The sequence below is a fragment of the Mesorhizobium sp. genome (assembly GCF_004963255.1).
Classification (GTDB): Bacteria; Pseudomonadota; Alphaproteobacteria; order Rhizobiales; family Rhizobiaceae; genus Mesorhizobium.
On the sequence record NZ_SUGA01000054.1, the window covers coordinates 1 to 26,441 of the forward strand.

A 26,441-nucleotide genomic window follows, 5' to 3' on the forward strand; every position below is an offset into this window, starting at 1 on the left:
GGATGGCCGAGCGTTGACCGAGAATGTCGACGAAGGCGCCGCGCAGCGCCCGCGCCGCGCGCCGGGTCGGCACATAGATGGTGGCGTCGGCCAGCGCCAGCGGCTCGCCGTCGAAGCGGAAGCCGGGGATCAGGCGTCCATCGAGTAACGCCTCTGCGAGCGTCGGCAGGAACGGCGCTCCGGGCGGGATGGAAAGGACGCGGCGCGCGCCGCTCATATCGCTTTCGCGAGCGCGCCGGCCACAGCCGCTTCAGCGGCAGATATCGCGTCCGGCGTGCCGACGGTGATCCAGCGCCCGTTCATCTTCATGCCGAACAGGCGCCCGGCGGCGATCGCCTTGTCGAAATAGACATTGAGCGAATGCGAGCCCGTGGGCGCGTCCTTGAAGATGCGAGGATGGATGATGGCGGCGCCGGCATAGATCAGGCCCGCCGGATCACCCTTCGAGCGCGTGAGCACGCCGTCCTGCGCCACTAGGAAATCGGTGCCGACGCAATGCCCGGTCGCTGAGTCGAGATCGGTAAGCATCAGCAGAATATCCATTCTGGCGGCGTCCCATGCAAGGGCGAGACGCTCGAGGCTGGGTTTGCCGCTGTCGATCCAGAAGGTATCGGCATTGATGATGTAGAAGGGCTCGCTGCCCAAGAGCGGCAGCGCCTTGACGATGCCGCCCGCCGATTCCAGCAGGGCCTCGCGCTCGTCGGAGATGACGATCTTCGGCGCGCTGCGTCCGGCGACATGGGCGACGATCTGCTCGGGCAGATAGTGCACATTGACCACCGCCTTGGCGATGCCCGCGGCTTCCAGGCTGTCCAGGCCCCAGTCGAGCAAGGTCTTGCCGGCGATCTTCACCAGCGGCTTCGGCATCGTCTCGGTGATCGGCCGCATGCGCTTGCCGAGTCCGGCCGCCAGCACCATCGCCGTCGTCGGTTTCATGGGACCCGTTCCTCGAGCAGGCCGTGGGCCATGTAGAATTCCTTCAGGCCAGCCAGCGCCGGATGCGCCAGCGCCCGCCTCAGATAGTCGCGGATGCGCGGCAGGTGCTTCAGATAGTAAGGCTTGCCGTCGCGCTTTTCGAGCCGCACGAAGATTCCGAGGATTTTCGAATTGCGTTGCGCCGCCATGATCGCATAGGCCTCGGCGAAAGCGGCTTCATCGAAGGCGGCGGCGGCATGCCGCGCCGCGACATAGGCGGTGACCGTCCGCCGCTCGATCTCGGGCGAGACGGTGACGCGTGCGTCCATGGCCAGGGAGGCGACGTCATAAGCGGCGGGGCCGATCAGCGCATCCTGGACGTCGACGATGCCGAGCCGGTCGAGGCCCGATCGCTCTGCACGCCAGATGATGTTGGGCGAATGGAAATCGCGCAGCATCAGCGTGTATTCGCTGCCCGCGAGGCGGTCGAGCACCGCGTTCCATTCCTTGTGATAGCCGGCCCGCAACACGTCGTTTGCCGGACCGCCGGTGATCCAAGGCACATACCAGTCAACCAGGAGATCGGCTTCGATCAGCATGGCGTCGCGATCGAAAGGCGGCACGTCGTGGAACACGCCGGGCGCCGCCTCCATGCGCGTGGGCCAAGTCTTGCCATGCATCATGGCAAGCAGCTCGGCCGCCGCTTCGTAGCGTTCGGCGATGGGTTGGCCGTTGCCGCTCAAGAAGCCTTCGGAGCCGAGATGCTCGAGGAGCAGAAAGCCCCGGTCGAGGTCCTGGGCATGGATCACCGGCACGCTGACCCCGTTCGCCAGCAGCGCCTTGTCTATGGCGACGAAGGCGGCGACGGATTGAGCCGTATGGGCGATCACCGCATAGGGCTTGCCGTCGCGCACCGGCGGCCCGAGCACCAGGCGGGGTGAGTTCATCAGCACGCGCGGCGCCTGGCCGGGCAGCGACACGATCTCGTAGGAGCGGGCGGAGGCATCGCCGACGAAATGGCGGCGGCTGGCTTCGCCCCATCCGGCCGAGGCCAAGAAATCGCGCGTGGCCAGCGACCGCGCCGCGCGATCATAGGCCGGTCCCTGTCCCGACAACCGCGCCACGCGGCCTTCGCCATGTTCGGCGAGATCGACCCACAGCGTATCTACAGGCAAGCGTTCTGCAGCCCGTTCCGGCCATTCGATCAGCGCCGTGCCTTGGCTGAGAGCATCGTCAAGCCCGAGTTCGTCGAGCTCGTCCGGCGCGGAAAGCCGATAGAGGTCGAAATGGTGGACGGGGACGCGCGTCTCGTAGCTCTGTACCAGCGTGAAGGTCGGGCTCGGCACCTCGAGATTGACGTCGTCGGCCAGCGCCCGGATCAGCGCGCGGGCCAGCGTCGACTTGCCGGCGCCGAGATCGCCTTTGAGCGCGATCGCGTCGCCTGCACGCAATGCCATGGCGAGATCCTCGCCAAGCCTTGCCGTTGCCGCCTCATCGGCGAGAAAACGCTCCAGCACCATCCCTGTCATATAGGCCGCGCTACTCGGCCGCGTCGCGGATGCCGGCCGGCGTATCCGGGATTCCGGACGGCTTGTCAGGGAAGGTGCAGATCACCGTGGTGCCCCTGTCCTGGCCGGTCTCGATGCGCACGGTTCCGCCATGCAGCTCGACGAAGCTCTTGACGATCGAGAGTCCCAGCCCGGCGCCGCGCCGCCGTCCGCCATTGGCGCGCGGCTCGAAGCGACGGAAGACCGATTCCAGCACGTCCGGCGGCATGCCGGGGCCGTCATCGTGCACCGAGAACTCGACGCTGTCGGCCAGCCGCCGGCAGGTGAGCCGGATCGTGCTTGCCTCCGGCGCATAATTCGCCGCGTTGCTGAGCAAATTGTAGAGTATCTGGCGGATGCGTATCTCGTCGCCGTGGAAGCTCGCCGGCGCCTGCGCCGCATCGATCGCGAGCTTGATCCGGTGCTCGTCCAGCCGGTCGGCGACCAGTTCGGCGGCCGCGGCGATCGTCCGGTCGATGTTCATCTCGGAAATGTCGAGTTGCATGATGCCGGCATCTACGGTGGCCAGGTCGAGAATGTCGTTGACGATGGTCAGCAGCACCGATGACGACGAACCGACATGCTCGACATATTCGCGCTGCTTCGGCGTCAGCGGCCCGGTCGCGGGCAGCGACAGAAGCTCGGTGAAGCCGATGATGTTGGTCAGCGGCGAGCGCAGCTCGTAGGACACGTGCTGCACGAATTCGTTCTTCAGCTGGTCGGACTTCTCCAGCGCCTCGTTCCTGTCCTTCAGCGCCCGCTCGACATTGACGGTGTCGGTGACGTCGACGAAGGTGATCATCACCTGGCCGTTGGGCAGGTGGATCACCGCGTAGCTCAGCACGTTGCCGTTGACGAGCTCGATCTGGCCGCGGCGGTCGCGGCGCTCGTCGTCGAATCCGGTGACGGCGGCGACGAAGCCGCCCCACGGGCTGTTCGCGGCGCGCTGGTCGCACAGGTCGCGGATCGCCGAGACATGGACATTGGGCTTGACCGCTTCCGCCGTCAGCCCCCACAGCGCGACGAAGGCCGGGTTGGACAGGCGCAGCCGTCCGTCCGGGCCGAACACGACCACGCCTTCGGCGAGGTTGTCCAGCGTCTCGCCCTGCACCCGCACGGCGGTCTGGTAGCGGCTTTCGAGATCCATCTTCTCGGTCAGGTTCTCGAACACCCAGGTGACGCCGCCCTTCGGTTGCGGGTTCGCCACCACGCGGATCGTCTTGCCGTCCGGCAGGTGCCACCAGTGCTCCTGCGATTCGACCGCGCGATAGGCGCTGAGCAGGTTCTCCTTCCAGCGCCGCCATTCCGGCTGCTCGGCGATCCTGCCTTCCGAGCGCAGCCGATCGAGCAGCAGCGTGTTGGAGGGCGCGCTGAGCAGGAAGCCCGAGTCGAGGCCCCACAGCTTCTGGAAGGCTTGGTTGAAGAAACGCAGCTTTTCCTCGGTGTCGAAGATCGCCACCGCGGTGTTCAACTGGTCGAGCGTGTCGGCATGGCTGCGCACGGTCCGCTCATATTCGGCCCGGATCGTCTCTGCCGCGCTTGTGTCGCAGGCAAGCCCCGCCGAGCCGTCGGCGCCGGCGAAGTCGGTGACCGCGAACATGCGGCGGTCGCCATCGATCACGGTGGAAAGCGTCTGTTCGAAGACCGCGCGCGTCTTGTGCTGCTCGGCGATCTGCTCGCGCGCTTGGCCACCGAGGAATTCCTTGGCCTCGCGCACGGCCGCGCCCGGGCTTTCTGCCTCCACCGCTTCGGCATAGGCGCGGTTGACCCATTGCAATCGGCCGTCCGCTGACCGCAGCCATGCCGGCATCTTCAATGCGTCGAGCAGGCCGATCATGGTGTCGTGGTCGGCGCTGAGCCGCTGGTTCTCGATCTTCAGCCTGGCCTGGCTGCGCAGTGTCTCCGACAGTGAGACGAAGCGCACCAAGACATGCGCCGCGCTTTTGCGGCCATGCACTTCCAGCGGCACGCCGGCCTGCGTTTCGATGACCAGATCGAAGGCCTTTGCCTGCTCGCGCAGCGCGGCGACCGCGTGTTCCAGCGCCGCCGCCGAGCGCGGCATCAGCCAGCGGCCGAAGGCCAGGAAGGCGGACCTGTCGTCGGGCGCGCCGCTTTCCAACGGCAGGCTGCCGATGAGTTCGGGTTTCTTGTTGTCCGTGGCCCAGACGATCAGCCGCTGGTCGCGCAGGTTGAGCAGCGCCTCGGAACGCTGCAGCGCCGCATTGACGTCCGCGATGCGGGCCCTGAGCTGGACATTCTGCGCGGCGGTGCGCCCGCGTTCGCGGATCAGGAAGATGGCCGAGACAAGCGCCGCGCCCATCACCCCGACGAACATGGCGAGCTGCATGACCTCGACGGTGCTGACCGGCGCCGCGGCCTTTCCCGGAAGGCTTGTGTCGGCGCGCGCGGCAAAGGCGAGCAGCGGGCTGGCAAGCGCCGAGGTGGCAAGAAGCAAGGCCTGCCGCGCACCGGCGCGAAAACCGCCGCCGTTCACGGCGGGGCCGGCTTCGTTCGAATCCTCATGGCCGCCGGAAACGGCCTTTCCCGCGCTTGGCGGGTAATCCCCCGGCATGTCTTGGTCCTCTTCGCCGCTTGAATGCAAGACCGCCCTGAATGCGTCCCCGGCCCAACATGTCCCCGGACCGCGAATCACAACAATAACGCCTGCCGGAATCGGCGTGAAGAATCATTGGCGCAAAAAATAAAGCCGGGCGGAAAGTCAACCACCCGGCTTCAATATCTGGTAGATAATTTCGCTTTGGTTAATAGCGGTAGTGTTCCGGCTTATACGGGCCCTGTGGCGTCACGCCGATATAGGCGGCCTGCTCGCCGGAGAGCTCGGTCAGCTTGGCGCCGAGCTTGTCGAGATGCAGCCGCGCCACCTTCTCGTCGAGATGCTTGGGCAGCACATAGACCTGGTTCTGGTACTGGCCGTGCTTGGTGAACAGCTCGATCTGCGCCAGCACCTGGTTGGTGAACGAGGCCGACATGACGAAGCTCGGATGACCGGTGGCGTTGCCGAGGTTGAGCAGGCGTCCCTCGGAGAGAAGGATCATCCGCTTGCCGTCCGGGAAGGTGATCAGGTCGACCTGCGGCTTGACGTTGGTCCATTTCAGGTTGCGCAGCGACGCCACCTGGATCTCGTTGTCGAAGTGGCCGATATTGCCGACGATCACCATGTCCTTCATCGCGCGCATGTGGTCGAGCGTGACGACATCCTTGTTGCCGGTGGTGGTGATGACGATGTCGGCCATCGGGGCGGCGTCTTCCAGCGTCACCACCTCGAAGCCGTCCATCGCCGCCTGCAGCGCGCAGATCGGGTCGACCTCGGTGACCTTGACGCGGGCGCCGGCGCCGCGCAGCGAGGCCGACGAGCCCTTGCCGACGTCGCCATAGCCGCACACCACCGCGACCTTGCCGGCCATCATCGTGTCGGTGCCGCGGCGGATGCCGTCGACGAGCGATTCCTTGCAGCCATATTTGTTGTCGAACTTCGACTTGGTGACGGAATCATTGACGTTGATCGCCGGGAAGGGCAGCAGGCCTCTCTTCTGCAACTGGTAGAGGCGGTTGACGCCGGTGGTGGTTTCCTCGGTGACGCCGCGGATCGCTTCGCGCTGCTTGGTGAAGAAGCCGGGCGAGGCCTTCAGGCGCTTCTTGATCTGCGCGAACAGGATCTCTTCCTCCTCGCTGCCGGGATTGGACAACACGTCCTCGCCGGCCTCTGCCCGCGCGCCGAGCAGAATGTACATGGTGGCGTCGCCGCCATCGTCCAGGATCATGTTGGAGGTGCCGCCATCGGTCCACTGGAAGATGCGGTCGGTGTAATCCCAATAGTCCTGCAGCGACTCGCCCTTGATGGCGAACACCGGGATGCCGGCCTCGGCGATCGCCGCGGCCGCATGGTCCTGCGTCGAGAAGATGTTGCACGATGCCCAGCGGATGTCGGCGCCCAGCGCCTTCAGCGTCTCGATCAGCACCGCCGTCTGGATGGTCATGTGCAGCGAGCCGGTAATGCGCGCGCCCTTGAGCGGCTGCTTGGCGCCGAACTCCTCGCGGCAGGCCATCAGGCCCGGCATTTCGGTTTCGGCGATCTCGATCTCCTTGCGGCCCCAGTCGGCAAGCGAGATGTCGGCGACCACATAGTCCTTGCTACCCGTCATGGCAGTGCTCCGGTGTGATTTTTTCTCAATGCGCGCCGGCGCCGTGAGGCGCATGGAAGGGCGCGGTTGCCGGCCTGACTAGCAGATCGGTCGCCATACGACAATGGGACATAAAGAAATCTTTATGCGCGCATATCTTCGAGGCGCGAAATGTGAGGCCGGGGACTAGATTTCCTCGCCGAAGCGCGAAGCGACCAGCTGCTCCAGCGCGTCCATGGCCGGCACGGCTTCCGGGCCGCTGGCGATCACGCGGATCGAATAGCCCGGGCTCGCCGCCAGCATCATCAGGCCCATGATCGAGGTGCCGCCGACCTTCACGCCGTCCTTCTCGACATGGATGGTGGCATTGAAGCCGCTGGCGACCTGGACGAATTTCGCTGAAGCGCGCGCGTGCAGGCCGCGCTGATTGATGATCGGGAACTCCCGCACAACCTCGTCCGTCTGCGGCGCCGATGCGTTCATTTGCTGCTCAGGAGCTGGCTGGCGACATTGATGTATTTGCGGCCCGCCGCCTGGGCCTCGTCGAGCGCGGCGGCCATGTTGTCGCCCTTGCGGATCGAGGAGAGCTTGATCAGCATTGGCAGGTTCATGCCGGCGATCACCTCGGTGCGGCCGGATTCCATGACAGAGATGGCGAGGTTGGACGGCGTGCCGCCGAACATGTCGGTGAGCACGATGACGCCGGCGCCGGTGTCGACGCGCGCCACCGCATCGACGATGTCGGCTCGGCGCTGCTCCATGTCGTCGTCGGCGCCGATCGCCACGGTTTCGAAATTGTCTTGCGGCCCGACGACATGTTCTACGGCATGCCGGAACTCGGTGGCGAGTTGACCGTGCGTCACGAGCACGAGTCCGATCATTCTCTGGTGGCTCCCGTCATCGCCGCTTCACAGGCGTATATTATGTTCGCCAGCCATTCCAGGCGGCGGGAGCGCTATCTTGTCGACGCACGGCCGGTTGACAAGCCCAAAATTGCGGCGGCTTGGGCCATTTTGACGCATCGCAGCAAAAAACCCCGGCCGGATCATGAAAAAGGCTGGATCGCCAGCCGGGCCATCAGCATGGGCAGCGCGGCGGTGACATTTTGCCGGGCGATGTCGATGCGGGGCAGCCGGCAACCCTCGATCGTCTCGGTGGCTTCGTCCTGCAGCCGCGCCATGGCGGCCGGCTCGACCAGCCGAACGACAAGGTCGATCACGGCGGCCGGCTCGAAGGCCAACGGCCGCGGTCCGATGCCGTGCACCTCGCAGAGTCCGGCGATGCTTGCCGGCGCGCGGCACACCAGCCGCCCGCCATGCGCGGCGGCGAACAGCTGGTCATCGCCGACCAGCCGGGAAAACATGCCCCGGGTGCGGCAATGATCGAGGAGCGCCAGCGCCAGCGTCGTCTTGCCGGCGCCGGACGGCCCGGTGATCAGCACGCCGCGCTCGCCGATCAGGATGACCGTCCCGTGGATATTCAGGGGCTTCGCGGCGGTGTCCGGCATGTTCGGCTAGCGTCAGCCTTCCGCCGGCAGCGTCACCACGAAGCGCGCGCCCTTGATCTCGCCGGGCTTGGTGCCGGGGATGTTTTCGGCCGTCAGCGTGCCGCCATGCGCCTCGACGATCTGGCGGCTGATTGACAGCCCGAGGCCGGAATTCTGGCCAAACGCCTCACCGGCCGGCCGGTCGGTGTAGAAGCGCTCGAAGATGCGGTCGATGTTCTCGGCCCGGATACCCGGGCCGTTGTCGTCAACGGTGATGATGTTGAACTTGCCGGCGCGCGCCAATGAGATCGCGATGTGGCCGTGCTCGTCGGGCACGAAGGAGCGCGCGTTCTCGATCAGGTTGGTGATGACCTGGCCGATCCTCAGATCATGGCCGACAACGAAATAGCCCTTGGCGCCGGCCGGCAGCTTGGCCACCTTGAGCTCGATCTCGACGGCCTTCTTGTTGCGCGTGGTCTCGCGCGAGACCGCGACCAGATCGGTGATGAACTTCTTCAGGTCCACGGTTCCGGCGTCCTCGCGCGCCAGCTCCGCGTCGAGACGGGAGGCGTCGGAGATGTCGGTGATCAGCCGGTCGAGCCGCTTCACGTCGTGCTGGATGATCTCCATCAGACGCGCGCGAGACGTGTCGTTCTTCGCCAAGGGCAGCGTCTCGACCGCGCTGCGCAGCGACGTCAGCGGGTTCTTCAATTCGTGCGAGACGTCGGCGGCGAAGCTTTCGATCGCCTCGATGCGCGCGTAAAGCGCATTGGTCATGTCGCGCACGGCGATGGACAAATTGCCGATCTCGTCCTGCCGGTCGGAAAAGTCCGGGATCTCCTCGCGGTTCTTGACGCCGCGCCGCACCCTGACGGCCGCGGCGGAAAGCCGCCGCAGCGGATTGGCGATGGTGGACGCCAGAAGCATCGAGAGGATCGCGGTGACCAGCGCCGCGACGCCGAACACGCGCAGGATCGCCTTGCGCTCGGCCGCGACGATCTTGTCGATGTCGCCGCCCTCGGTGGACAGCATCAGCACACCCAGCACGGCGCGAAAACGCTGGATCGGCACCGCGACGGAGACGATCTGCTCGCCCTGCTCGCTCACCCGCACGATGGTCGAAGGGCTGCCGGTCAGCGCCTTGACCACCTCTGGAAAGGCCGCGCCATTGCCGCCGGGCTGCTCGTGATAGACGGGCAGGTCCTTGTTGCGGAAGAAGTCGAAGATGAACTTCTCGACCCGCTCCACGAGGCCGGGCTGTTCGTCGTCGACGGGCGGCAGGTCGTAGCGCAGGATCTGGCCGCGCGAATAGAGATGCCGGGAATCGAGCAGGAGGTTCGCGTCGCGGTCATAGATGCGGGCGCGGGTGCGCGTCGGCGAGATCAGCCGTCTCAGCACCGGCGCGACGCGTTCGGGGTTGATCGGGAAATCCAGATTGTCGAGCTGGTCCGATCCGGGCCCCAGGCTCTCGCCGGCCTGCAGCTCGAGCAGTTTTTCCGGGTCGATGCTGATCGAATCGGTTTCCACCGTGGCCGAGGCGGCGATCGCGCCGGCGATGATTTCGCCCTGCGTCATCAGGCTCTCGACGCGGGCGTCGATCAGTCCGTCGCGAAAGGTGTTGAGGTAGAGGATGCCGGTCACCAGCACGGCAAGGCCGGCCAGGTTGAGGAACAGGATGCGCCGCGTCAGGCTGGAGAAGATGTGATGGCCGAGAAACCGGCGCATCGGCACCGTGATTCTAGACACGAAGGCGGGCACGATCCGCGGCGGACGCCTTGCCGCGCCCGCCCGTCTGCCTCGCTCTACTTCCACTGCCATCGAATAGCAGGCCCTGTTTGGTGAATAGTGAATGGTAAATGGTGAATGGAAAAATGGGCGCCTAACATGAGGCGAGGTCCATAAAGGACCCGCGGACCATTCACCATTCACTATTTACCATTCACGACCTCAAGCTTCGCGGAACCGGTACCCGACTCCGTAAAGGGTTTCGATCATCTCGAAGTCGTCGTCGACGGCCTTGAACTTCTTGCGCAGCCGCTTGATGTGGCTGTCGATGGTGCGGTCGTCGACATAGACCTGCTCATCATAGGCCGAATCCATCAGCGCATCACGGCTTTTCACCACACCGGGGCGCTGCGCCAGCGAATGCAGGATGAGGAACTCGGTCACCGTCAGCGTCACCGGCTCGCCCTTCCAGGTGCAGGTATGGCGTTCCTGGTCCATCACCAGCTGGCCGCGTTCCAGCGAGCGGGCCTGCTGGGCGGGCGCCTTGGCCGCCGCCTCGCGGGCGCTGGTCCGGCGCAGCACCGCCCGCACGCGCTCGACCAGGAGCCGCTGCGAGAAGGGTTTGCGGATGAAGTCGTCGGCGCCCATCTTGAGGCCGAACAATTCATCGATCTCGTCGTCCTTCGACGTCAGGAAGATCACCGGCAGGTCCGATTTCTGGCGCATGCGGCGCAACAGCTCCATGCCGTCCATGCGCGGCATCTTGATGTCGAGGATGGCGAGGTTCGGCGGCCGCGCCGCCAGGCCTTCCAGCGCCGACGCGCCGTCGGTGTAGGTTTCGACCCGGTAGCCCTCGGATTCGAGCGCGATCGACACCGAGGTCAGGATGTTGCGATCGTCGTCGACAAGCGCGATTGTTGCCATTTCAAGCGGCTCCCTCATGAGCTGTCCCTTCTGTCGTCGAGAAGGGGCTTTTGCAGGACAAATTGGGTACAAAATGTGGCACGAGCCGTGTCCGAAGTCACGGGTGGCCTGCCGCTACACACCATCGCACCCATAACGGGATTGGACGATTGAAGTCTGCCAATCCTTGGGGCAACTTCCGTGATATTTTGCACATCTAAACGATTTAAACAACTTTCAAATTTTTTAAATCGATTAATGATTTGATATCATTTACCTTTTCTGGTTCTGAACCTGGCAGCCCCGGCGCGAGCTGCGGGAAATCACCCGCCCTATGGGCCCAAATCCAGAGAGGAAATTTGATGTCGGAAGCCGGCAAACGCAACCCCGACTGCGCTATTGACGCGATCGGCCTGAAGACCACGGGCATGGTGCGCTACAATTTCGGCGCGGCTGAACTCTACGAGGAAGCGATCCGGCGCGGCGAGGCGAGGTTGACGGCGCAGGGCGCGCTGGTCGCCGAGACCGGCCAGCACACCGGGCGTTCGCCGAAGGACAAATTCGTCGTGCGCGACGAGGCGACCGAGCCGCATGTCTGGTGGGACAACAACAAGGCGATCTCGCCCGCCCAGTTCGAGTCGCTGCTTTTCGACTTCCGCGCCCACGCGGCGGACAAGGATCTCTATGTTCAGGACCTGGTCGGCGGCGCCGACGCCGACCTCAAGCTGCCGACCCGGGTCGTCACCGAATTTGCCTGGCACTCGCTTTTCATCCGCAACCTTTTGATCCGCCCGCAAGCCGCGGAGCTCGAGCGCTTCCTCCCCGACATGACGATCATCGATTTGCCGTCGTTCCGCGCCGATCCGGCGCGCCACGGCACCCGCACCGAAACGGTGATCGCCGTCGACCTGATCCGCAAGATCGTGCTGATCGGCGGCACATCCTATGCCGGCGAGATGAAGAAGTCGGTATTCACCATGCTGAACTACCTGCTGCCGCAAAAGAGCGTGATGCCCATGCACTGTTCCGCCAATGAAGGCCCGGCCGGCGACGCGGCGGTGTTCTTCGGCCTGTCCGGCACCGGCAAGACGACGCTGTCGGCGGATCCGTCGCGCACGCTGATCGGCGACGACGAGCATGGCTGGGGCCCGCACGGCGTCTTCAATTTCGAGGGCGGCTGCTACGCCAAGACGATCAGGCTGTCGGCCGAGGCCGAGCCGGAGATCTTCGCCACCACGCAGCGCTTCGGCACGGTGCTGGAGAATGTCGTGCTCGATGCCGGCCGCGTGCCGGATTTCAACGACGGCAGCCTCACCGAGAACACGCGCTGCGCCTATCCGCTGGACTTCATCCCCAACGCCTCGAAGACCGGCCGCGCCGGCCATCCGAAGAACATCATCATGCTGACCGCCGATGCTTTCGGCGTGATGCCGCCGATCGCGAGATTGACCCCGGCGCAGGCGATGTATCACTTCCTTTCCGGTTACACCGCCAAGGTCGCCGGCACGGAAAAGGGCGTCACCGAGCCGGAAGCGACCTTCTCGACCTGCTTCGGTGCACCCTTCATGCCGCGTCATCCCTCGGAATACGGCAATCTGCTGCGCGAGCTGATCGCCGAGCACAAGGTCGATTGCTGGCTGGTCAACACCGGCTGGACCGGCGGCGCCTACGGCACCGGCCGCCGCATGCCGATCAAGGTGACGCGTGCCCTTCTGGGCGCCGCGCTCGACGGTTCCTTGAAGTCGGCCGAGTTCCGCACCGACGCCAATTTCGGCTTCGAGGTGCCGGTGGCGGTTCCGGGCGTCGACGGCGCCATCCTCGACCCGCGCTCGACCTGGACGGACAAGGCCGGCTACGACCGCCAGGCCTCGAAGCTGGTCAACATGTTCGCGACCAATTTCGAGAAGTTCGAACGCCATGTCGACGCGACCATCCTCGGCGCCGCGCCGCGACTGCAGGAAGCGGCGGAATAGCCGCCGCCTCGGTGGCCTTGCTTTCCGGGCCCGGTTCACACCGGGCCTTTTCTTTTTGCGACCATCGCGGCATGAGTGCATGCATGGCGAGCGACGATGACATCATCATAAGCGGCGAAGCGGTTATCCACCCGGGCGACCTGCACGAGGATTTCATCCGATCCTCCGGTCCCGGCGGCCAGAACGTCAACAAGGTGGCCACTGCGGTGCAGCTGCGCTTCGACGCGGCGAACGCTTCGGGGCTTAGCGAGCGGGTCCGCGCCCGCGCGATCAAGCTTGCCGGCCAGCGCGCCACCAAGGACGGCGTCATCGTCATCGAGGCCGGCCGGTTCCGCACGCAGGAGCAGAACCGCGCCGATGCGCGGGCGCGCCTGACCGCGCTGGTCGCCAAGGCGGCCGAGCCGCCACCGCCGCCGCGCAAGAAGACGAGGCCATCCAAAGGCGCCGTGGAGCGCCGCCTCAAGAGCAAGGCGGGCCGGTCGACGGTGAAGAAGCTGCGCGGCCGGGTCGACAGCGACTGAGAACAGCATACTGGAAAGCGAGCGGCCGTTTTCGGGTCGCGGAACTGTTCCTTCAGTGGCATGCTCTCGGGCCAATTGATCGGATCGATCCATGCTCGTTCTGCCGAAAGGCGTCCGCCATATGCCGGGCTACATAGACCGCCCCGCGCAGGAAACGCTGGTCGAGGAGATTAGGCGCGTGGTGCAAGCAGCACCCCTCTACGTGCCCGCCATGCCGCGCACCGGCAAGGAGATGAGCGTGCGCATGACCAATTGCGGCGCGCTCGGCTGGGTGACCGACAAGGAGCGCGGCTATCGCTACCAGCCGACGCATCCGGTGACGGGCGAGCCTTGGCCGCCGATCCCCGAAGCCTTGCTGAAACTGTGGCGCGAGGTTGCGGCCTACCCGCATCCGCCCGAGGCCTGTCTTGTCAACTTCTATGCGGCGGACGCCAGGATGGGTCTGCACCAGGACCGCGACGAGCAGGATTTTGACGCGCCCGTTGTGTCGGTCTCGCTGGGCGACGACTGCCTGTTCCGGGTCGGCCAGAACACGCGCGAAGGCGGCACCAAATCGTTCAGGCTGAAGAGCGGCGACGTCGTCGTGCTCGGCGGCGAGGGGCGCCTCGCCTTCCATGGCGTCGACCGCATCTATCCCGCGACATCGGCGCTGTTGAAGAATGGTGGCCGCATCAATCTGACGCTGCGGCGGGTGACGGTGCCTGGCTGATGTTCTGGGGCAACGCGATTTTAAGGACACCCGCGCTACAAGCGCGATTGCCCAAATCGAGATCGCCATGGAACCGAGCTGGATCAGGACCCGAAGCCTCTTGGACGTGGCTATCGTCACGGTCGTATCGATGATCGGTCTCTCGATGGCCGAAGTCTATCTGCGCATGTTGTGGAACCTCGACAGCAGAGGATTTTCCGAACTTTCGCACAGGCTTGCTTACTGGGATTTCACGAATCTCTGGGCTGGTTCCCGCATGGCGATCGACGGCCACGTCGCCGTGCTTTTCGATGTCGATGCCTACCGCGCGGCACTCCGCACCATGTTCTCGCCCGAACTCCAAAATCAGGAATGGAGCTATCCGCCGAACATCCTCTTGCTCGGCGTCCCGCTCGCGACCCTGCCGATCCTGCCTGCGTATCTGGTCTGGACGTTCGGGACCGTTCTGTGTCTGTGGCTGGCAATCCGGCCGCTGAAGCTCGGAGCGCTGGTGGAACTGGCGGTCGTCCTCAGCCCCGCCGTTATCTGGAACTCGATATTCGGTCAGAACGGCGCGCTGACGACGGCCTTGTTGATCGGAGGTCTTGCCGTGGCCCCAAGGCGCCCGTTGCTGGCCGGAGTTCTGTTCGGCCTTCTGACCATCAAGCCGCATCTTGGTATTCTCGTGCCTTTCTGCCTGCTCGCCAGCGGCAACTGGCGAGCCATTTTCGCCGCCATCGTCACCACGGTGGCGGTCGTCCTCATCACCGGCCTGTTCTTTGGCTTCGATGTCTGGCGGCTGTTCCTGACCGAAACCCGTCCCTTGATGACGGCGATCATGGAGGCGCCTTATCCGCAGCCTTATCAGTACAATGCGATAACGGTGTTCTTCACGGCGAGGGCGATCGGCTTGGGGCTGGCCGCGGCCTATGGCGTGCAGGCGATCGCGACCGTCGTTTCCATCGCGGTAGCGGTCTGGCTCTGGCGGCCGGGGCCCCAGGTCTCGCATCAGGAGCGCGTGGCGCTGACCGCTGTCCTTGCGATCCTTGCCACGCCCTACGGCTATACCTACGACACGATCGGTCTGGCCGTCGCGGTCGCCATGCTGGCCGCGATGACGTCAAGGCCGCCCCGGCTGATACTCGCGATTTGCTGGCTCTGGCCTTTCGTCACGCATTACTTCACCTGGGGCGGATATTGCGTTGCTGTCCTGGTGCCATTGTTTCTCGCCGCGTGGATGCTGTTTACGATATGGACGGGAAGCCGGAAGGCTGAAATCTCCGCAAGGCCGTCGCTGGCATAGCGGCTCAAGGCGCAACCGATCTGGGGCAATTGCCCCGGCGATCTTCCGTCCGGCATTGCGCAAGGAAGAGACCCTGCGTTGCCGCGTCCCGGATTTTCAGCGATCCAGATTGGATCGTGGCGCGGCCTCAAAGCTTCCTCAGCGCCACTTCCTCGATCAGGTGGTTGGCGCCCTTGCGCAGGATCAGGTCGGCCCGCGCCCTGGTCGGCAGGATGTTCTCGCGCAGGTTCTTCAGGTTGATGTTGGCCCACAGCCCCTCGGCGATGGCGCGCGCGGCGTCCTCGGAAAGCTGCGAATAGCGGTGGAAGAACGAGTCCGGATTGCGGAAGGCGGTCTCGCGCAGCCGCATGAAGCGCTGGATGTACCATTGGTGGATCAGCTTCTCGTCGGCATCGATATAGATGGCGAAATCGAAGAAGTCTGACAAGAACGGCACGATCTTGCCGTCCTTCGGCAGCTTGCCCGGCTGCAGCACGTTGATGCCTTCGAAGATCAGAATGTCGGGACGGTCGATGGTGACGAACTCGCCGGGGATGACGTCATAGGTCAGGTGCGAGTAGACCGGCGCGCGCACGCTGCCTTGCGCCGATTTGATGCCGGACAGGAACCTTAGCAGTGCGCCGACATCGTAGCTCTCGGGAAATCCCTTGCGCTCCATGAGGTTCTCGCGGCGCAGAATCTCGTTGGGCAGCAGGAAGCCGTCGGTGGTGATGAGATCGACCTTGGGGCTCGATGGCCAGCGCGCCAGAAGCTCCTTCAGCACGCGTGCCGTGGTCGACTTGCCGACCGCGACCGAACCGGCGATGCCGATGATGAAAGGCGTCTTGACGATGTCCTGCGCCTTGAAGAAGGCCTGGCGCTGCCTGAACAGCAGCTGGCTCGCCTCGACATGAGCCGAGAGCAGGCGGGAAAGCGACAGGTAGATGCGCTTGACCTCTTCGAGGTCGACCGGGTCGTTGAGCGAGCGCAGGCGGGCGATCTCGTCTTCGGTCAGCGTCAGCGGCGTGTCGGCGCGGAACTGCGACCATTGCTCGGCGGAGAAGAAACGATAAGGGGAATACTTCTCGGTCGGAGTCAGCTGGTCCATCGGGTTTCCTGCCCTCCTCGCCGTCTGCCCCGGGCGTCAAACCCGGGGGCGGGACGCCTTTTCGGCAACCCCCGAGCGGCCGGTGCGGCCCTCGAGCTCCTTGAGCACGTCGTCCAACGGAACGCCCGCGATGCCGAGCACGACCAGCCAATGATACAGAAGATCGGCACTTTCCGAAACGAGGGCCTGCCTGTCGCCGCGGATGGCGGCGATCACCGCTTCCACAGCCTCCTCGCCAAGCTTCTGCGCCGCCTTGTCCATGCCCTTGGCGAACAGTTTCGCCGTCCATGAGTCCGGGTCGCCGGAATGGGCGCGCTGATGGATGATCGTTTCCAGCTCGGCGAGCGAAAATTGAGCCATGTCCGTCATCTATCTGCTTGTTTAAGCATGATCTTTTCCGAAAACCGGTCCCCAACCTTGCGGGTTCATGCTTTAAGCCCGCTGGGCGGCCGAGTCCAGCCGCATCGGCAGGCCGGCCTTGGCCATGTATGCCTTGGCCTCGGCGATCGAGTAGGTGCCGAAGTGGAAGATCGAGGCGGCAAGCACGGCGCCCGCATGGCCGTCGCGTATGCCTTCGACCAGGTGATCGAGCGTTCCGACGCCGCCCGAAGCGATGACCGGCGCGCGCACCGCGTCGGCGACGGCGCGGGTCAGCGCGACGTCGTAGCCGGCCTTCGTGCCGTCGCGGTCCATCGAGGTCAGCAGGATCTCGCCGGCGCCGCGATCGACCATGCGTGCGGCGAAGTCGACCGCGTCGATGCCCGTCTTCTCGCGCCCGCCATGGGTGAAGATCTCCCAGCGGTCGGCCTCGCCGGCCGCCGAAACCTTCTTGGCGTCGATGGCCACGACAATGCACTGGTTGCCGAACTTGTCGGCGGCTTCCGTGACGAAATCCGGGTTCCTCACCGCTGCCGTGTTGATCGACACCTTATCGGCGCCGGCCAGAAGCAGCTTGCGGATATCGGCCACCTGGCGCACGCCGCCGCCGACGGTGAGCGGCATGAAGCATTGCTCGGCCGTCCGGGCGACCACGTCGAAGATCGTCTCGCGATTGTCCGACGAGGCGGTGATGTCGAGGAAGCACAGCTCATCGGCGCCCGCGGCATCATAAGCCTTGGCGGCTTCGACCGGATCGCCGGCGTCGATGAGGTCGACGAAATTGACGCCCTTGACCACGCGGCCGTTCCTGACGTCCAGGCAGGGGATGACGCGGGCTTTCAGCATCACTTGCTTTCCAGGGTGGACAGCAGGTCGACCACCAGCTCGCCGACCAGCGGCGGCACGTCGCCCTTGGGGTCGAAGGCCGGATCATAGGCGGAAATGGTGAGCCCCGCGAGGGTGAGCGGGCCGGCGAGGCCGCACATCGCCATGCGCACCTGCTCCGGCGCTGGGCCGCCGGGCGTGGTGTAGCGGTTGGCCTGCAGCTTCTCGGGGTCATGCACGTCGAGGTCGACATGCATGTGCACCCGCTTGGCACCGTCAGCCTTCAGCCGTTGCGCAGCAGCCTTCCAGTCGGGGCATTCGGTGCGGATGACCGGCAGCTTCTCCAGCAGTTCCTTTTCGGCGGCGTCGAGGTCGCGCGCGTTGACGAGGACGCTGCGTGACGGATCGACCGGCTTGAAGCCGGGGATCTGCGCCGCCATCGATCGCCAGCAGAGGCCGAGCACCGTGGCCAGCGCCATGCCGTCGAGGAACCCGGTGGTGGTGGTCTCCGGCGTGTTGAGGTCGCCATGCTGGTCGGCCCAGATGATGGCGTCGGCGCCTGCGCCCGCCACGGCGCCGGCGGCGGTCAGGCAGTTGCCGGCCAGCACGATCGGAAACCGCTTCTTGTCCAGCGCCATGCGGACCTCGCCTGAAACGGCGTTGCAGACGGCAAATCCGGTGCCGATCTCGCGCTCTTCTTCGTCCTCGACCACCTTGCCGATGTCGTTCACCTCGACGTCGTGGCCGGCGAGCTTCAGCGCCTCGGCCAGCCCGCCCGAGATGAGCGCGTCCGGGCCCTGGCCGCAGCCACCGTGGAAGTGGCCGCTGTCATAGGATGCCAGGATGATCGAGATGTTCACTATTCTGCCTCCGCCCGCTCGCCGCGCAGGATCGCCAGTGCCTCGGCCGGGTCGATACGTCCGTCATATAGGGCGCGGCCGGAGATCGCGCCTTCGAGTTTTTGCGCGTCGGGCATGGTCATGCGCACGATGTCGGCAATCGAGGCGAGGCCGCCGGATGCGATCACGGGAATGGAAACCGCTTCCGCGAGGTCGATGGTCGAATCCCAGTTGATGCCGGTCAGCACGCCGTCCCGGTCGATGTCAGTGTAGATGATGGCGGCAACGCCGGCGCCCTCGAATTTCCTGGCCAGCTCGATGACGCCGAGCTCGGAGGCTTCGGCCCAGCCCTCGACGGCCACCTTGCCGCCCTTGGCGTCGATGCCGACGGCGATTTTTCCCGGAAAAGCCTTGCAGGCTTCCTTGACCAGCTCCGGCTCGCGCACCGCCACGGTGCCGAGGATGACGCGCGTCAGGCCGCGGTCCAGCCAATCTTCGATCTGCGGCAAGGTGCGGATGCCGCCGCCGAGCTGCACCGGGTTCTTCGTCGCCCTGAGGATAGCCCCGACCGCGGCGCTGTTGACGCTCTGGCCCTTGAAGGCGCCGTTGAGGTCGACGACATGCAGCCACTCGAAGCCCTGGTCCTCGAAGGCCCGTGCCTGCGCGGCGGGGTCGTCATTGTAGATCGTGGCGGTGGCCATGTCGCCGTGTTTCAGGCGCACGCATTTGCCGTCCTTGAGGTCGATGGCTGGAAACAGGATCATGCGTCAGGCGCCCTCGACGATGACGAAATGACCGGTCGAAGCGGCGAGCCGGAATTTCGAGGCATGCTGATACTCAGGCGAATGATAGCATTCGATTGCCTTGTCGTAGGACTCGAACTCCACCAGCACGTGACGGTTGCCGGTCGGTCCTTCAGGGCTCTCGTAGCGGCCCGCGCGGACCGCGAATTTCGCTCCGTATTTCGCGAAGGCGACGGCATTCGCTTCGATATACTGCTTGTAGACGTCCGGATCGCGGACATCGATCATCGCCATCCAATAGCCCTTCCTGCTCATTTTCAGGGCCTCCATTTCAGGAAATTGGTGATCAGCGCCAGACCGAGCGCCTGGCTCTTCTCGGGATGGAACTGCGTGCCGGCGAGGTTGTCGCGGGCGACCGCGGCTGTCACCGGGCCGCCATAGTCGGCAACCGCCAGCACCTCGCCCGGATTCTTCGCTTCTAGGTGGTACGAATGCACGAAATAGGCGTGCAGCCCTTTCGGACCCGTCTCGATGCCGGAAAACAGCGGGTGCTCGCGCGTAAGCTCGATCGTGTTCCAGCCGATCTGCGGGATCTTCAGCGCCGGATCGGAGGGCTTGATCTCCTTGACGTCGCCGGCGATCCAGCCGAGCCCCTCGGTGATGGTCTTTTCCAACCCGCGTTGCGACATCAGCTGCATGCCGACGCAGATGCCGAGGAACGGCCGCCCCTTACGAAGCGCCGCTTCCTCGACCGCCTCCCACATGCCTGGCACCGCGTGCAGGCCGGCGGCGCAATCGGCATAGGCGCCGACGCCCGGCAGCACGATGCGGTCGGCGGAACGCACCCGCCCGGCATCGGCCGTCAGCTCGATCGTCGCGGCGATGCCTCCCTCGCGCGCCGCGCGTTCGAAGGCCTTGGTGGCCGAGCGCAGATTGCCCGAGCCGTAGTCGATGATGGCTACCCGCATGTCAGGGCCTTCCAGGCGTATGGGTCAGGCCGAGCGCCATGCCGGTTTGTGGCGGGCGCGCCAGCGACGCGTCCGGCACGATGCGCGGCAGGGCCGGCTGCTCCTCGCTCTCCTCGCCGGTTTCGAGCGCATGGCGCGTCTCGGCATCAGCGAGATTGCCGGCCTCGACCACGCCCCATTCGCGCCAGCCGCGCCGGCGCAGCGAAGCGACGCGTAAATTCTGTCCTTCGAAGCCAATGTAAAGCGAGACCAGCAGCGACAGCATCGATCCGGCCCATTCGAGCCCCAGCTTCTCACCGGTCGCCGACAGGAGCGCCATGACGATGAAGGTCAGCACGGCCGCCATCCAGAGCCGGTTCCAGGCCAGCCACAGCGGCGAAAACAGGAAGCCGAGCCAGGTGAAGCCGTCGCGCACGAAAGTCGTATCCTCGGCCTTCGTGCTGCCCGCCGGCGGCGTCATCACAACATAGACCGCCATGGCCTATCCTTTCAGGGATCCCTTGGTGGACGGCACCGCATCGGGCTGGCGCGGATCGGGCTCGATCGCTGCGCGCAACGCACGCGCCACCGCCTTGAAGCAGGTTTCGGCGATGTGATGGTTGTTGGCGCCGTAATGGTTGGTCACATGCAGCGTGATGCCGGCATTCTGCGCCAGGGCCTGGAAGAACTCGCGCACCAACTCGGTGTCGAACGTGCCGATCTTCGGCGACGAGAAGGCGACGTTCCAGACCAGAAAGGGCCGGCCGGACACATCGATCGCCGCGCGGGTCAGCGTCTCGTCCATGGCAAGCTCGATCGAGGCGTAGCGCATGATGCCGCGCCGCTCGCCCAGCGCCTTGCTCAACGCCTGGCCGATCGCGATGCCGGTATCCTCGACCGTGTGGTGGTCGTCGATATGCAGGTCGCCCTTGGCCTTGATGGTCATGTCGATCAGCGAGTGGCGCGACAGCTGGTCGAGCATATGGTCGAAGAAGCCGACGCCGGTCGAAATGTCGGCTTTGCCCTTGCCGTCGACATGGACGGAGACCGAAATCTCGGTTTCCTTGGTCTTGCGGCTGACTTCGGCCGAACGCGTCATCGTCCTGTCCTTATTGCCCCGCGCGGAGGCTCCGGGCTTGAAAACGAGAGCCTTCTATCAGCATGATCCGGCGATTGCCAGTTTCCATTCCGGCCGCTATTCGGCCTTGTCGGACGGCGGTTTGCAATCGTTCGCCATGTGCATACATATGGCCGATCCAACTCACTCGTACCGCGCCAATCGCCTTTCAAGGGATAGCGCGCATCGGAGCCAAAAATGTCGAATGAACTCAGCATGCACGCCACGACCATCATCAGCGTGCGCAAGGACAACAAGGTCGTGATCGCCGGCGACGGCCAGGTCAGCCTTGGCCAGACCATCATGAAGGGCAACGCCCGCAAGGTGCGCCGCATCGGCAAGGGCGGCAGCGTCATTGCCGGCTTCGCCGGCGCCACCGCCGACGCCTTCACCCTCTTGGAGCGGCTCGAAGCCAAGCTCGAGCAATATCCCGATCAGCTGACGCGCGCCTGCGTCGAGCTCGCCAAGGACTGGCGCACCGACCGTTACCTGCGCCGCCTGGAAGCCATGATGCTGGTCGCCGACAAGTCGGTCTCGCTGGCGCTGACCGGCAATGGCGACGTGCTGGAGCCCGAGCATGGCGTGATGGCCATCGGCTCCGGCGGCAATTACGCCCTGGCCGCGGCCCGCGCGCTGATCGACACCGACAAGGACGCCGAGGAGATCGCCCGCAAGGCCATGCAGATCGCGTCCGACATCTGCGTCTACACCAACAACAATTTCGTGGTCGAAACGCTCGATGCCGCCTGAGGCCCATGATCGGGGAGAGGATCATGGCCAACCAGCAGCATAGCTACGATTTTCGGCCGGTCACCGAGAAGGACCTGCCGATGATCGCCAGGTGGCTGCGCGAGCCGCATGTCGCTGAATGGTGGGACGACCCGGACAAGGAGATCGCCGAGATCCGCGAGCATATGGATTCGGTCTCGGTGGAGCCGCTGATTGTCGAATTGGACGGCAGGCCGATCGCCTACCTGCAGAGCTATGACCCGCATATGGAGGACGACCATCCTTACGCCGACCAGCCCTTCGGCACGCTGGGCGTCGATCTCACGATCGGCCTGCCGGAGCTGGTTGGTGTCGGCCATGGCTCGGCAATCCTGAGCCAGTTCGTCGAGGAGCTGTTCGAGGAAGGCGCGCCGCGCGTCATCATCGATCCGCATCCCGACAATGGCCGCGCCATCCGCGCCTATGAGAAGGCCGGCTTCAGGTCGATCGGCCGCAGGCATTCGCAATATGGCGACATCGTGTTGATGGCCGTCGATGCGGCCGAGGACGATGAAAATCTGGGGGACTGAGCAAATGACCGCATCCGGAGAGGACAAGACGCTTTCCGCTTATGAAGACAGCTGGCGCATGGGCCTGCTGCTCGTGCTCGCTCTGATCGTGTTCCAGGCGGGCGCCCTGTACGGCATGGGGCATCCGCCGATCTGCACCTGCGGCTACGTCAAGCTCTGGCACGGCGTGGTCAACAGCTCCGAGAATTCCCAGCACATCGCCGACTGGTACACCTTCTCGCACATCATCCACGGCTTCCTGTTCTATGCGCTCGCCTGGGCACTGTTCCCGCGCTCGCCGGTGGGCTTGAGGCTCGCCTTCGCTGTCCTCATCGAAGGCGGCTGGGAGATCCTGGAGAACAGCCCCTTCATCATCGAGCGCTACCGCGCCGGCACCATCTCGCTGAACTATTACGGCGATTCGATCATCAACTCGGTGTCCGACACGCTGTTCATGGCGCTGGGATTTGTGATGGCGCGAAAGCTACCTATATGGGTGATCGTGGCCCTGGCGCTCATCTTCGAGCTCGGCACGGGCTACATCATCCGGGACAATCTGACGCTCAACGTGATCATGCTGCTGCATCCGTTCGAGTCCATCAGGCAGTGGCAAAGTGGAATTTGAGTAATATGAGCACCTTTTCTCCCCGCGAAATCGTTTCGGAACTCGATCGCTTCATCATCGGCCAGAAGGACGCCAAGCGCGCCGTGGCCATCGCCTTGCGCAACCGCTGGCGCCGCCAGCAGCTGGAAGGCCAGATGCGCGAAGAGGTGATGCCGAAGAACATCCTGATGATCGGCCCGACCGGCGTCGGCAAGACCGAGATCTCGCGCCGCCTGGCGCGGCTCGCCGGCGCGCCCTTCGTCAAGGTCGAGGCGACCAAGTTCACCGAGGTCGGCTATGTCGGCCGCGATGTCGAGCAGATCGTGCGCGATCTCGTCGAGGTCGCCATCGGCCTGACCCGCGAGAAGATGCGTGAGGATGTCGCCGCGCGCGCCCAGATCAATGCCGAGGAACGCGTGCTGGAAGCCCTCGTCGGCAAGACGGCGAGCCCGGCCACGCGCGACAGCTTCCGCAAGAAGCTGCGCGACGGCGAGCTCGACGACAAGGAGATCGAGATCGAGGTGGCCGACACCGGCAATGGCGGCATGCCAGGCTTCGAGATCCCCGGCATGCCCGGCGGCAATGTCGGCGTGCTCAACATCAACGACATGCTGTCCAAGGCGATGGGCGGCCGCAGGACAAAGACCCGCAAGACGACGGTGCGTGATTCCTACGCGCTGCTCGTCAACGACGAGTCCGACAAGCTGCTCGACCAGGACGAGGTCGTGCGCCGCGCCCTGGAATCGGCCGAGAATGACGGCATCGTCTTCCTCGACGAGATCGACAAGATCGCGGCCAGGAGCGACATTTCGGGCGGTCCGTCGCGCGAAGGCGTGCAGCGCGACCTGCTCCCGCTGGTCGAAGGCACCACCGTCGCGACCAAATACGGGCCGATCAAGACCGACCATATCTTGTTCATCGCGTCGGGCGCCTTCCACGTGTCCAAGCCGTCCGACCTGCTGCCCGAGCTGCAGGGCCGTCTGCCGATCCGCGTCGAGCTGCGCGCGCTGGAGAAGTCGGATTTCGTCCGCATCCTGACCGAGACCGAGGCGAGCCTCATCAAGCAGTATATCGCGCTGATGAAGACCGAGGGCGTCGAGCTGACCTTCACCGACGACGCCATCGATTCGCTGGCCGGCATCGCCGTCGACCTCAACGCCAGCGTGGAGAATATCGGCGCGCGGCGCCTGCAGACGGTGATGGAGCGCGTGCTGGACGAGATCTCCTACGACGCGCCGGACCGCAACGGCACGACAGTCACCATCGACGCCGCCTATGTCGAGAAGCATGTCGGCGACCTATCGCGCAACACCGACTTGTCGCGCTTCATACTGTAGGCTCCGCCGCCGGCGGCAGCTGTCCTTCCTCTTGCTCGTTGGGCGCACGGGACGGATATCTGCCGCGTCCAGCGCGCGTCTTGATTGGATGTTGGCCCAATGCTATCATTGGGCTCAATGAGAGCATGAAGGCGCATGGCCGGAAATCTGCACGTCCGCAATCTGGATGACGATTTGATCGCCAAGCTGAAGATGCGTGCCGCCCGGCATGGGCGCTCGGCTGAGGCCGAGCACCGTGAAATCCTCAGGCAGGCGCTGGAAAATGAGATCGAACCCTCGTTCGATGAACTGGCGGCCCGGCTGCGGCTGCTCACCGCGCAGCGAAAGCAGACACCCTCCGAAGTGCTGCTGCGCGAAGGACGTGACGAACGGTGACGGAAACGCTCGTCGTCGACGCCAGCATCGCGGTCAAATGGGTGGTCGAGGAGGAGGGTACGTCTCTGGCGCTTGGCTTGCGGCATGGTCGACGCCTCGCGGCGCCGGAACTGCTGATCGTTGAGTGCGCCAACATTCTCTGGAAGAAGGTCCAGCGCGGTGAAGTCAGTCGCGAAGAGGCGAAGATGGCCGCAAGCTTGCTGGAACGCAGCGATATCGAATTGTTCGGCATGCGGGGATTGCTCGCCAAAGCGACCGAACTGGCGACGGATATCGGTCATCCGGCCTATGACTGCATGTATGTCTGCCTTGCGATGAGCCGAAACTGCCGCTTTGTGACCGCGGATGAACGCCTTGTACGAGTGCTGCACCAGAAGGCTCCCCGTGAAATCGCCAATCTCTGCGTGACCTTGGAGCAGCTCTCAGCCGGTTCGAATTAATGCCGTCGATCGATACCCGCCGGCTCTTGTCAGGCGGCAACGCAACGGCGCCTCACCACTGTCCTTTACCTCAAGCCTGCAGTGTGGCCAGATGGTACCATCTGGCCGCCTTTCGATCCGGTTTGACCGCGCCTTCTCTCGACTCTGTCGTGCGCTTTTCCTAGTTTGCCGCGAATTCAAAGGCGGCGGCATGAAGAAATATATCCTGCTTTTTCTGGGCATCGCTTTGGCGGCGGCGGTGACGATCGCCGATGCCGCGACCATGGTGCCTCCGGGCAATCGCAACGCCGTGCAGCCGGATATTCCGGGCGCGTCCAGCCGGCGTACCCAGGCAACCAACACCACCTTCCAAGCCAAGTACCGGAAAGTCTACGCGTTGCTGCAGAACGATGCCGAGCTGCGCGGCAAGATCAGGAAGGTGGCGGCTGCCTACGGCATCGATCCGATGCATATCGTCGGCGCCATCGTCGGCGAGCATACCTACAATGTCGACGCCTATGACCGGCTGCAGACCTATTACGTCAAGGCGATGTCCTATCTGTCGAGCAAGCTTACCTTTGCCTATGAGGGCGAGGATGTCAGCGATTTCGTCCAGCGGCCGGAATTCAAGAAATGCGCCGGCATGGACGACAGCTACGATCTGTGGGAATGCCGCGAGGAGGTGTGGAATCATGCCTTTCGTGGTAAGACCGTCGGCGGCACGAGCTTCCCTAACGACCGCTTCGGCGCCACCTTCTTCCAGCCCTACTATGCCGGCCAGACCTTCGGTCTCGGCCAGTTGAACCCACTGACCGCGCTGCAGATGAGTGATCTCGTGCACAAGGTCTCCGGCCTGCCGAAGCTCGATGTCGAGGATCCCAATGCGGTCTATAAGACCATCATGGACCCGGACCTGACGCTGCCTTACGTTGCCGCGACCATCCGGAAGTCGATCGACGCCTATCGCGGCATCGCCGGCTTCGACATCTCCCACAATCCGGGGCTTACCGCCACGCTCTACAATGTCGGCAACCCCGAGCAGCGTGCCTATGCGCTGAAGGCCGAGAACGACAGACGCCGCGCCGCCGGCGAACCGGAAAAGCTGCCCGAGGAGAACTATTACGGCTGGCTGGTCAACGACAAGCTAGACGAGCTGAAGGCGCTGTTTTAGGCGCCGGGCTTCGAGCGCGAAGTCATAGCGCGCATGACAGCTTGGCGTATGCATTGTCTGATGTGGCGCTGGTCGACCCCCACTCCGTCTCGGCTTCGCCGAGCCACCTCTCCCCCGAT

At 64.6% G+C, this 26,441-nt stretch carries 30 protein-coding genes; 11 read left to right on the forward strand and 19 right to left on the reverse strand.

Translation table 11 applies throughout. From position 1 onward, the window contains the following. The 10 genes from E5X34_RS30710 to E5X34_RS30755 form a co-directional block, all read right to left on the reverse strand. On the reverse strand, positions 1-217 hold a 217-nt coding region (locus E5X34_RS30710; RefSeq protein WP_292572770.1), incomplete at its 3' end, for a hypothetical protein. Next, a complete protein-coding gene (locus E5X34_RS30715; RefSeq protein WP_292572772.1) occupies positions 214-936 on the reverse strand; it encodes a nucleotidyltransferase family protein in 723 nt (240 codons plus the stop codon). The genes E5X34_RS30710 and E5X34_RS30715, both read right to left, overlap by 4 nt. Continuing rightward, positions 933-2,444 (reverse strand): tRNA (adenosine(37)-N6)-threonylcarbamoyltransferase complex ATPase subunit type 1 TsaE, encoded by a 1,512-nt coding sequence (gene tsaE / locus E5X34_RS30720; RefSeq protein ID WP_292572775.1) that lies wholly within the window; start codon positions 2,442-2,444, stop codon positions 933-935. Before tsaE ends, E5X34_RS30715 begins: the two co-directional genes overlap by 4 nt. 10 nt (positions 2,445-2,454) lie before the next feature. Next, the gene (locus tag E5X34_RS30725; protein WP_292572777.1) at positions 2,455-5,034 is read right to left on the reverse strand and encodes a PAS domain-containing sensor histidine kinase; all 2,580 of its coding nucleotides are present in this window, start codon (positions 5,032-5,034) and stop codon (positions 2,455-2,457) included. A 190-nt stretch (positions 5,035-5,224) separates the two neighbouring features. Next, a complete protein-coding gene (gene ahcY, locus E5X34_RS30730; RefSeq protein WP_292572779.1) occupies positions 5,225-6,625 on the reverse strand; it encodes an adenosylhomocysteinase in 1,401 nt (466 codons plus the stop codon). A gap of 165 nt (positions 6,626-6,790) precedes the next feature. After that, on the reverse strand, positions 6,791-7,087 hold the full coding sequence (locus tag E5X34_RS30735; RefSeq protein ID WP_095819113.1) for an HPr family phosphocarrier protein: 297 nt from the start codon (positions 7,085-7,087) through the stop codon (positions 6,791-6,793). Beyond that, positions 7,084-7,485, reverse strand: coding sequence for a PTS sugar transporter subunit IIA (locus E5X34_RS30740; RefSeq protein ID WP_027166957.1), 402 nt, complete (start codon positions 7,483-7,485; stop codon positions 7,084-7,086). The genes E5X34_RS30735 and E5X34_RS30740 overlap by 4 nt, the downstream gene beginning before the upstream one ends. A gap of 164 nt (positions 7,486-7,649) precedes the next feature. Then, positions 7,650-8,111: an HPr kinase/phosphorylase gene (locus E5X34_RS30745; protein WP_292572781.1), complete on the reverse strand. Its 462-nt coding sequence runs from the start codon at positions 8,109-8,111 to the stop codon at positions 7,650-7,652. 12 nt (positions 8,112-8,123) lie between these two features. Then, entirely contained in the window at positions 8,124-9,908 is a 1,785-nt protein-coding gene (locus E5X34_RS30750) for a sensor histidine kinase (RefSeq protein ID WP_042637576.1), read from the reverse strand. A 129-nt stretch (positions 9,909-10,037) separates the two neighbouring features. Next, positions 10,038-10,739 (reverse strand): response regulator transcription factor, encoded by a 702-nt coding sequence (locus E5X34_RS30755; protein ID WP_095819116.1) that lies wholly within the window; start codon positions 10,737-10,739, stop codon positions 10,038-10,040. A gap of 341 nt (positions 10,740-11,080) precedes the next feature. Between E5X34_RS30755 and E5X34_RS30760 the strand changes: the two genes are divergently transcribed. From E5X34_RS30760 to E5X34_RS30775, 4 genes are all read left to right on the forward strand, one after another. Then, complete coding sequence (locus E5X34_RS30760) at positions 11,081-12,691, forward strand: phosphoenolpyruvate carboxykinase (protein WP_292572784.1); 1,611 nt, start codon at positions 11,081-11,083, stop codon at positions 12,689-12,691. An 83-nt stretch (positions 12,692-12,774) separates the two neighbouring features. Next, positions 12,775-13,212, forward strand: coding sequence for an alternative ribosome rescue aminoacyl-tRNA hydrolase ArfB (gene arfB / locus E5X34_RS30765; protein WP_127866806.1), 438 nt, complete (start codon positions 12,775-12,777; stop codon positions 13,210-13,212). 91 nt (positions 13,213-13,303) lie between these two features. After that, entirely contained in the window at positions 13,304-13,921 is a 618-nt protein-coding gene (locus E5X34_RS30770) for an alpha-ketoglutarate-dependent dioxygenase AlkB (protein WP_292572786.1), read from the forward strand. 256 nt (positions 13,922-14,177) lie between these two features. Then, entirely contained in the window at positions 14,178-15,203 is a 1,026-nt protein-coding gene (locus E5X34_RS30775) for a glycosyltransferase family 87 protein (protein ID WP_292572788.1), read from the forward strand. Positions 15,204-15,330: 127 nt separating this feature from the next. On the opposite strand, the gene coaA is transcribed toward E5X34_RS30775, so the two are convergent. From coaA to hisB, 9 genes are all read right to left on the reverse strand, one after another. After that, a complete protein-coding gene (coaA, locus tag E5X34_RS30780; protein WP_126063325.1) occupies positions 15,331-16,290 on the reverse strand; it encodes a type I pantothenate kinase in 960 nt (319 codons plus the stop codon). A gap of 36 nt (positions 16,291-16,326) precedes the next feature. Further along, complete coding sequence (locus E5X34_RS30785) at positions 16,327-16,650, reverse strand: phosphoribosyl-ATP diphosphatase (RefSeq protein ID WP_292572790.1); 324 nt, start codon at positions 16,648-16,650, stop codon at positions 16,327-16,329. Between the two features lie 72 nt (positions 16,651-16,722). Further along, on the reverse strand, positions 16,723-17,517 hold the full coding sequence (gene hisF, locus E5X34_RS30790; RefSeq protein WP_292572792.1) for an imidazole glycerol phosphate synthase subunit HisF: 795 nt from the start codon (positions 17,515-17,517) through the stop codon (positions 16,723-16,725). Continuing rightward, positions 17,514-18,353: an arginase family protein gene (locus tag E5X34_RS30795; protein WP_292572795.1), complete on the reverse strand. Its 840-nt coding sequence runs from the start codon at positions 18,351-18,353 to the stop codon at positions 17,514-17,516. The genes hisF and E5X34_RS30795 overlap by 4 nt, the downstream gene beginning before the upstream one ends. Continuing rightward, the gene (gene hisA, locus E5X34_RS30800) at positions 18,353-19,096 is read right to left on the reverse strand and encodes a 1-(5-phosphoribosyl)-5-[(5-phosphoribosylamino)methylideneamino]imidazole-4-carboxamide isomerase (protein WP_126080095.1); all 744 of its coding nucleotides are present in this window, start codon (positions 19,094-19,096) and stop codon (positions 18,353-18,355) included. Before hisA ends, E5X34_RS30795 begins: the two co-directional genes overlap by 1 nt. 3 nt (positions 19,097-19,099) lie before the next feature. Further along, entirely contained in the window at positions 19,100-19,390 is a 291-nt protein-coding gene (locus E5X34_RS30805; protein WP_292572799.1) for a DUF1330 domain-containing protein, read from the reverse strand. A 2-nt stretch (positions 19,391-19,392) separates the two neighbouring features. Further along, positions 19,393-20,043 (reverse strand): imidazole glycerol phosphate synthase subunit HisH, encoded by a 651-nt coding sequence (gene hisH, locus E5X34_RS30810; RefSeq protein WP_292572802.1) that lies wholly within the window; start codon positions 20,041-20,043, stop codon positions 19,393-19,395. A 1-nt stretch (position 20,044) separates the two neighbouring features. After that, on the reverse strand, positions 20,045-20,521 hold the full coding sequence (locus tag E5X34_RS30815; RefSeq protein WP_292572805.1) for a DUF2628 domain-containing protein: 477 nt from the start codon (positions 20,519-20,521) through the stop codon (positions 20,045-20,047). A 3-nt stretch (positions 20,522-20,524) separates the two neighbouring features. Next, complete coding sequence (gene hisB / locus E5X34_RS30820; RefSeq protein ID WP_292572808.1) at positions 20,525-21,121, reverse strand: imidazoleglycerol-phosphate dehydratase HisB; 597 nt, start codon at positions 21,119-21,121, stop codon at positions 20,525-20,527. 216 nt (positions 21,122-21,337) lie between these two features. Between hisB and hslV the strand changes: the two genes are divergently transcribed. From hslV to E5X34_RS30855, 7 genes are all read left to right on the forward strand, one after another. Further along, the gene (gene hslV / locus E5X34_RS30825) at positions 21,338-21,889 is read left to right on the forward strand and encodes an ATP-dependent protease subunit HslV (RefSeq protein WP_292572811.1); all 552 of its coding nucleotides are present in this window, start codon (positions 21,338-21,340) and stop codon (positions 21,887-21,889) included. 23 nt (positions 21,890-21,912) lie between these two features. After that, positions 21,913-22,437, forward strand: coding sequence for a GNAT family N-acetyltransferase (locus tag E5X34_RS30830; protein ID WP_292572814.1), 525 nt, complete (start codon positions 21,913-21,915; stop codon positions 22,435-22,437). A gap of 4 nt (positions 22,438-22,441) precedes the next feature. Further along, entirely contained in the window at positions 22,442-23,041 is a 600-nt protein-coding gene (locus E5X34_RS30835) for a DUF2585 domain-containing protein (RefSeq protein ID WP_292572817.1), read from the forward strand. A gap of 5 nt (positions 23,042-23,046) precedes the next feature. Then, complete coding sequence (gene hslU, locus E5X34_RS30840; protein WP_128258550.1) at positions 23,047-24,357, forward strand: ATP-dependent protease ATPase subunit HslU; 1,311 nt, start codon at positions 23,047-23,049, stop codon at positions 24,355-24,357. 135 nt (positions 24,358-24,492) lie between these two features. Then, complete coding sequence (locus E5X34_RS30845; RefSeq protein ID WP_127303517.1) at positions 24,493-24,732, forward strand: hypothetical protein; 240 nt, start codon at positions 24,493-24,495, stop codon at positions 24,730-24,732. Then, positions 24,729-25,172 (forward strand): type II toxin-antitoxin system VapC family toxin, encoded by a 444-nt coding sequence (locus E5X34_RS30850; protein ID WP_292572821.1) that lies wholly within the window; start codon positions 24,729-24,731, stop codon positions 25,170-25,172. Before E5X34_RS30845 ends, E5X34_RS30850 begins: the two co-directional genes overlap by 4 nt. Before the next feature lie 190 nt (positions 25,173-25,362). Continuing rightward, positions 25,363-26,322: a DUF1402 family protein gene (locus tag E5X34_RS30855; protein WP_292572823.1), complete on the forward strand. Its 960-nt coding sequence runs from the start codon at positions 25,363-25,365 to the stop codon at positions 26,320-26,322. Positions 26,323-26,441: the final 119 nt, after the last annotated feature.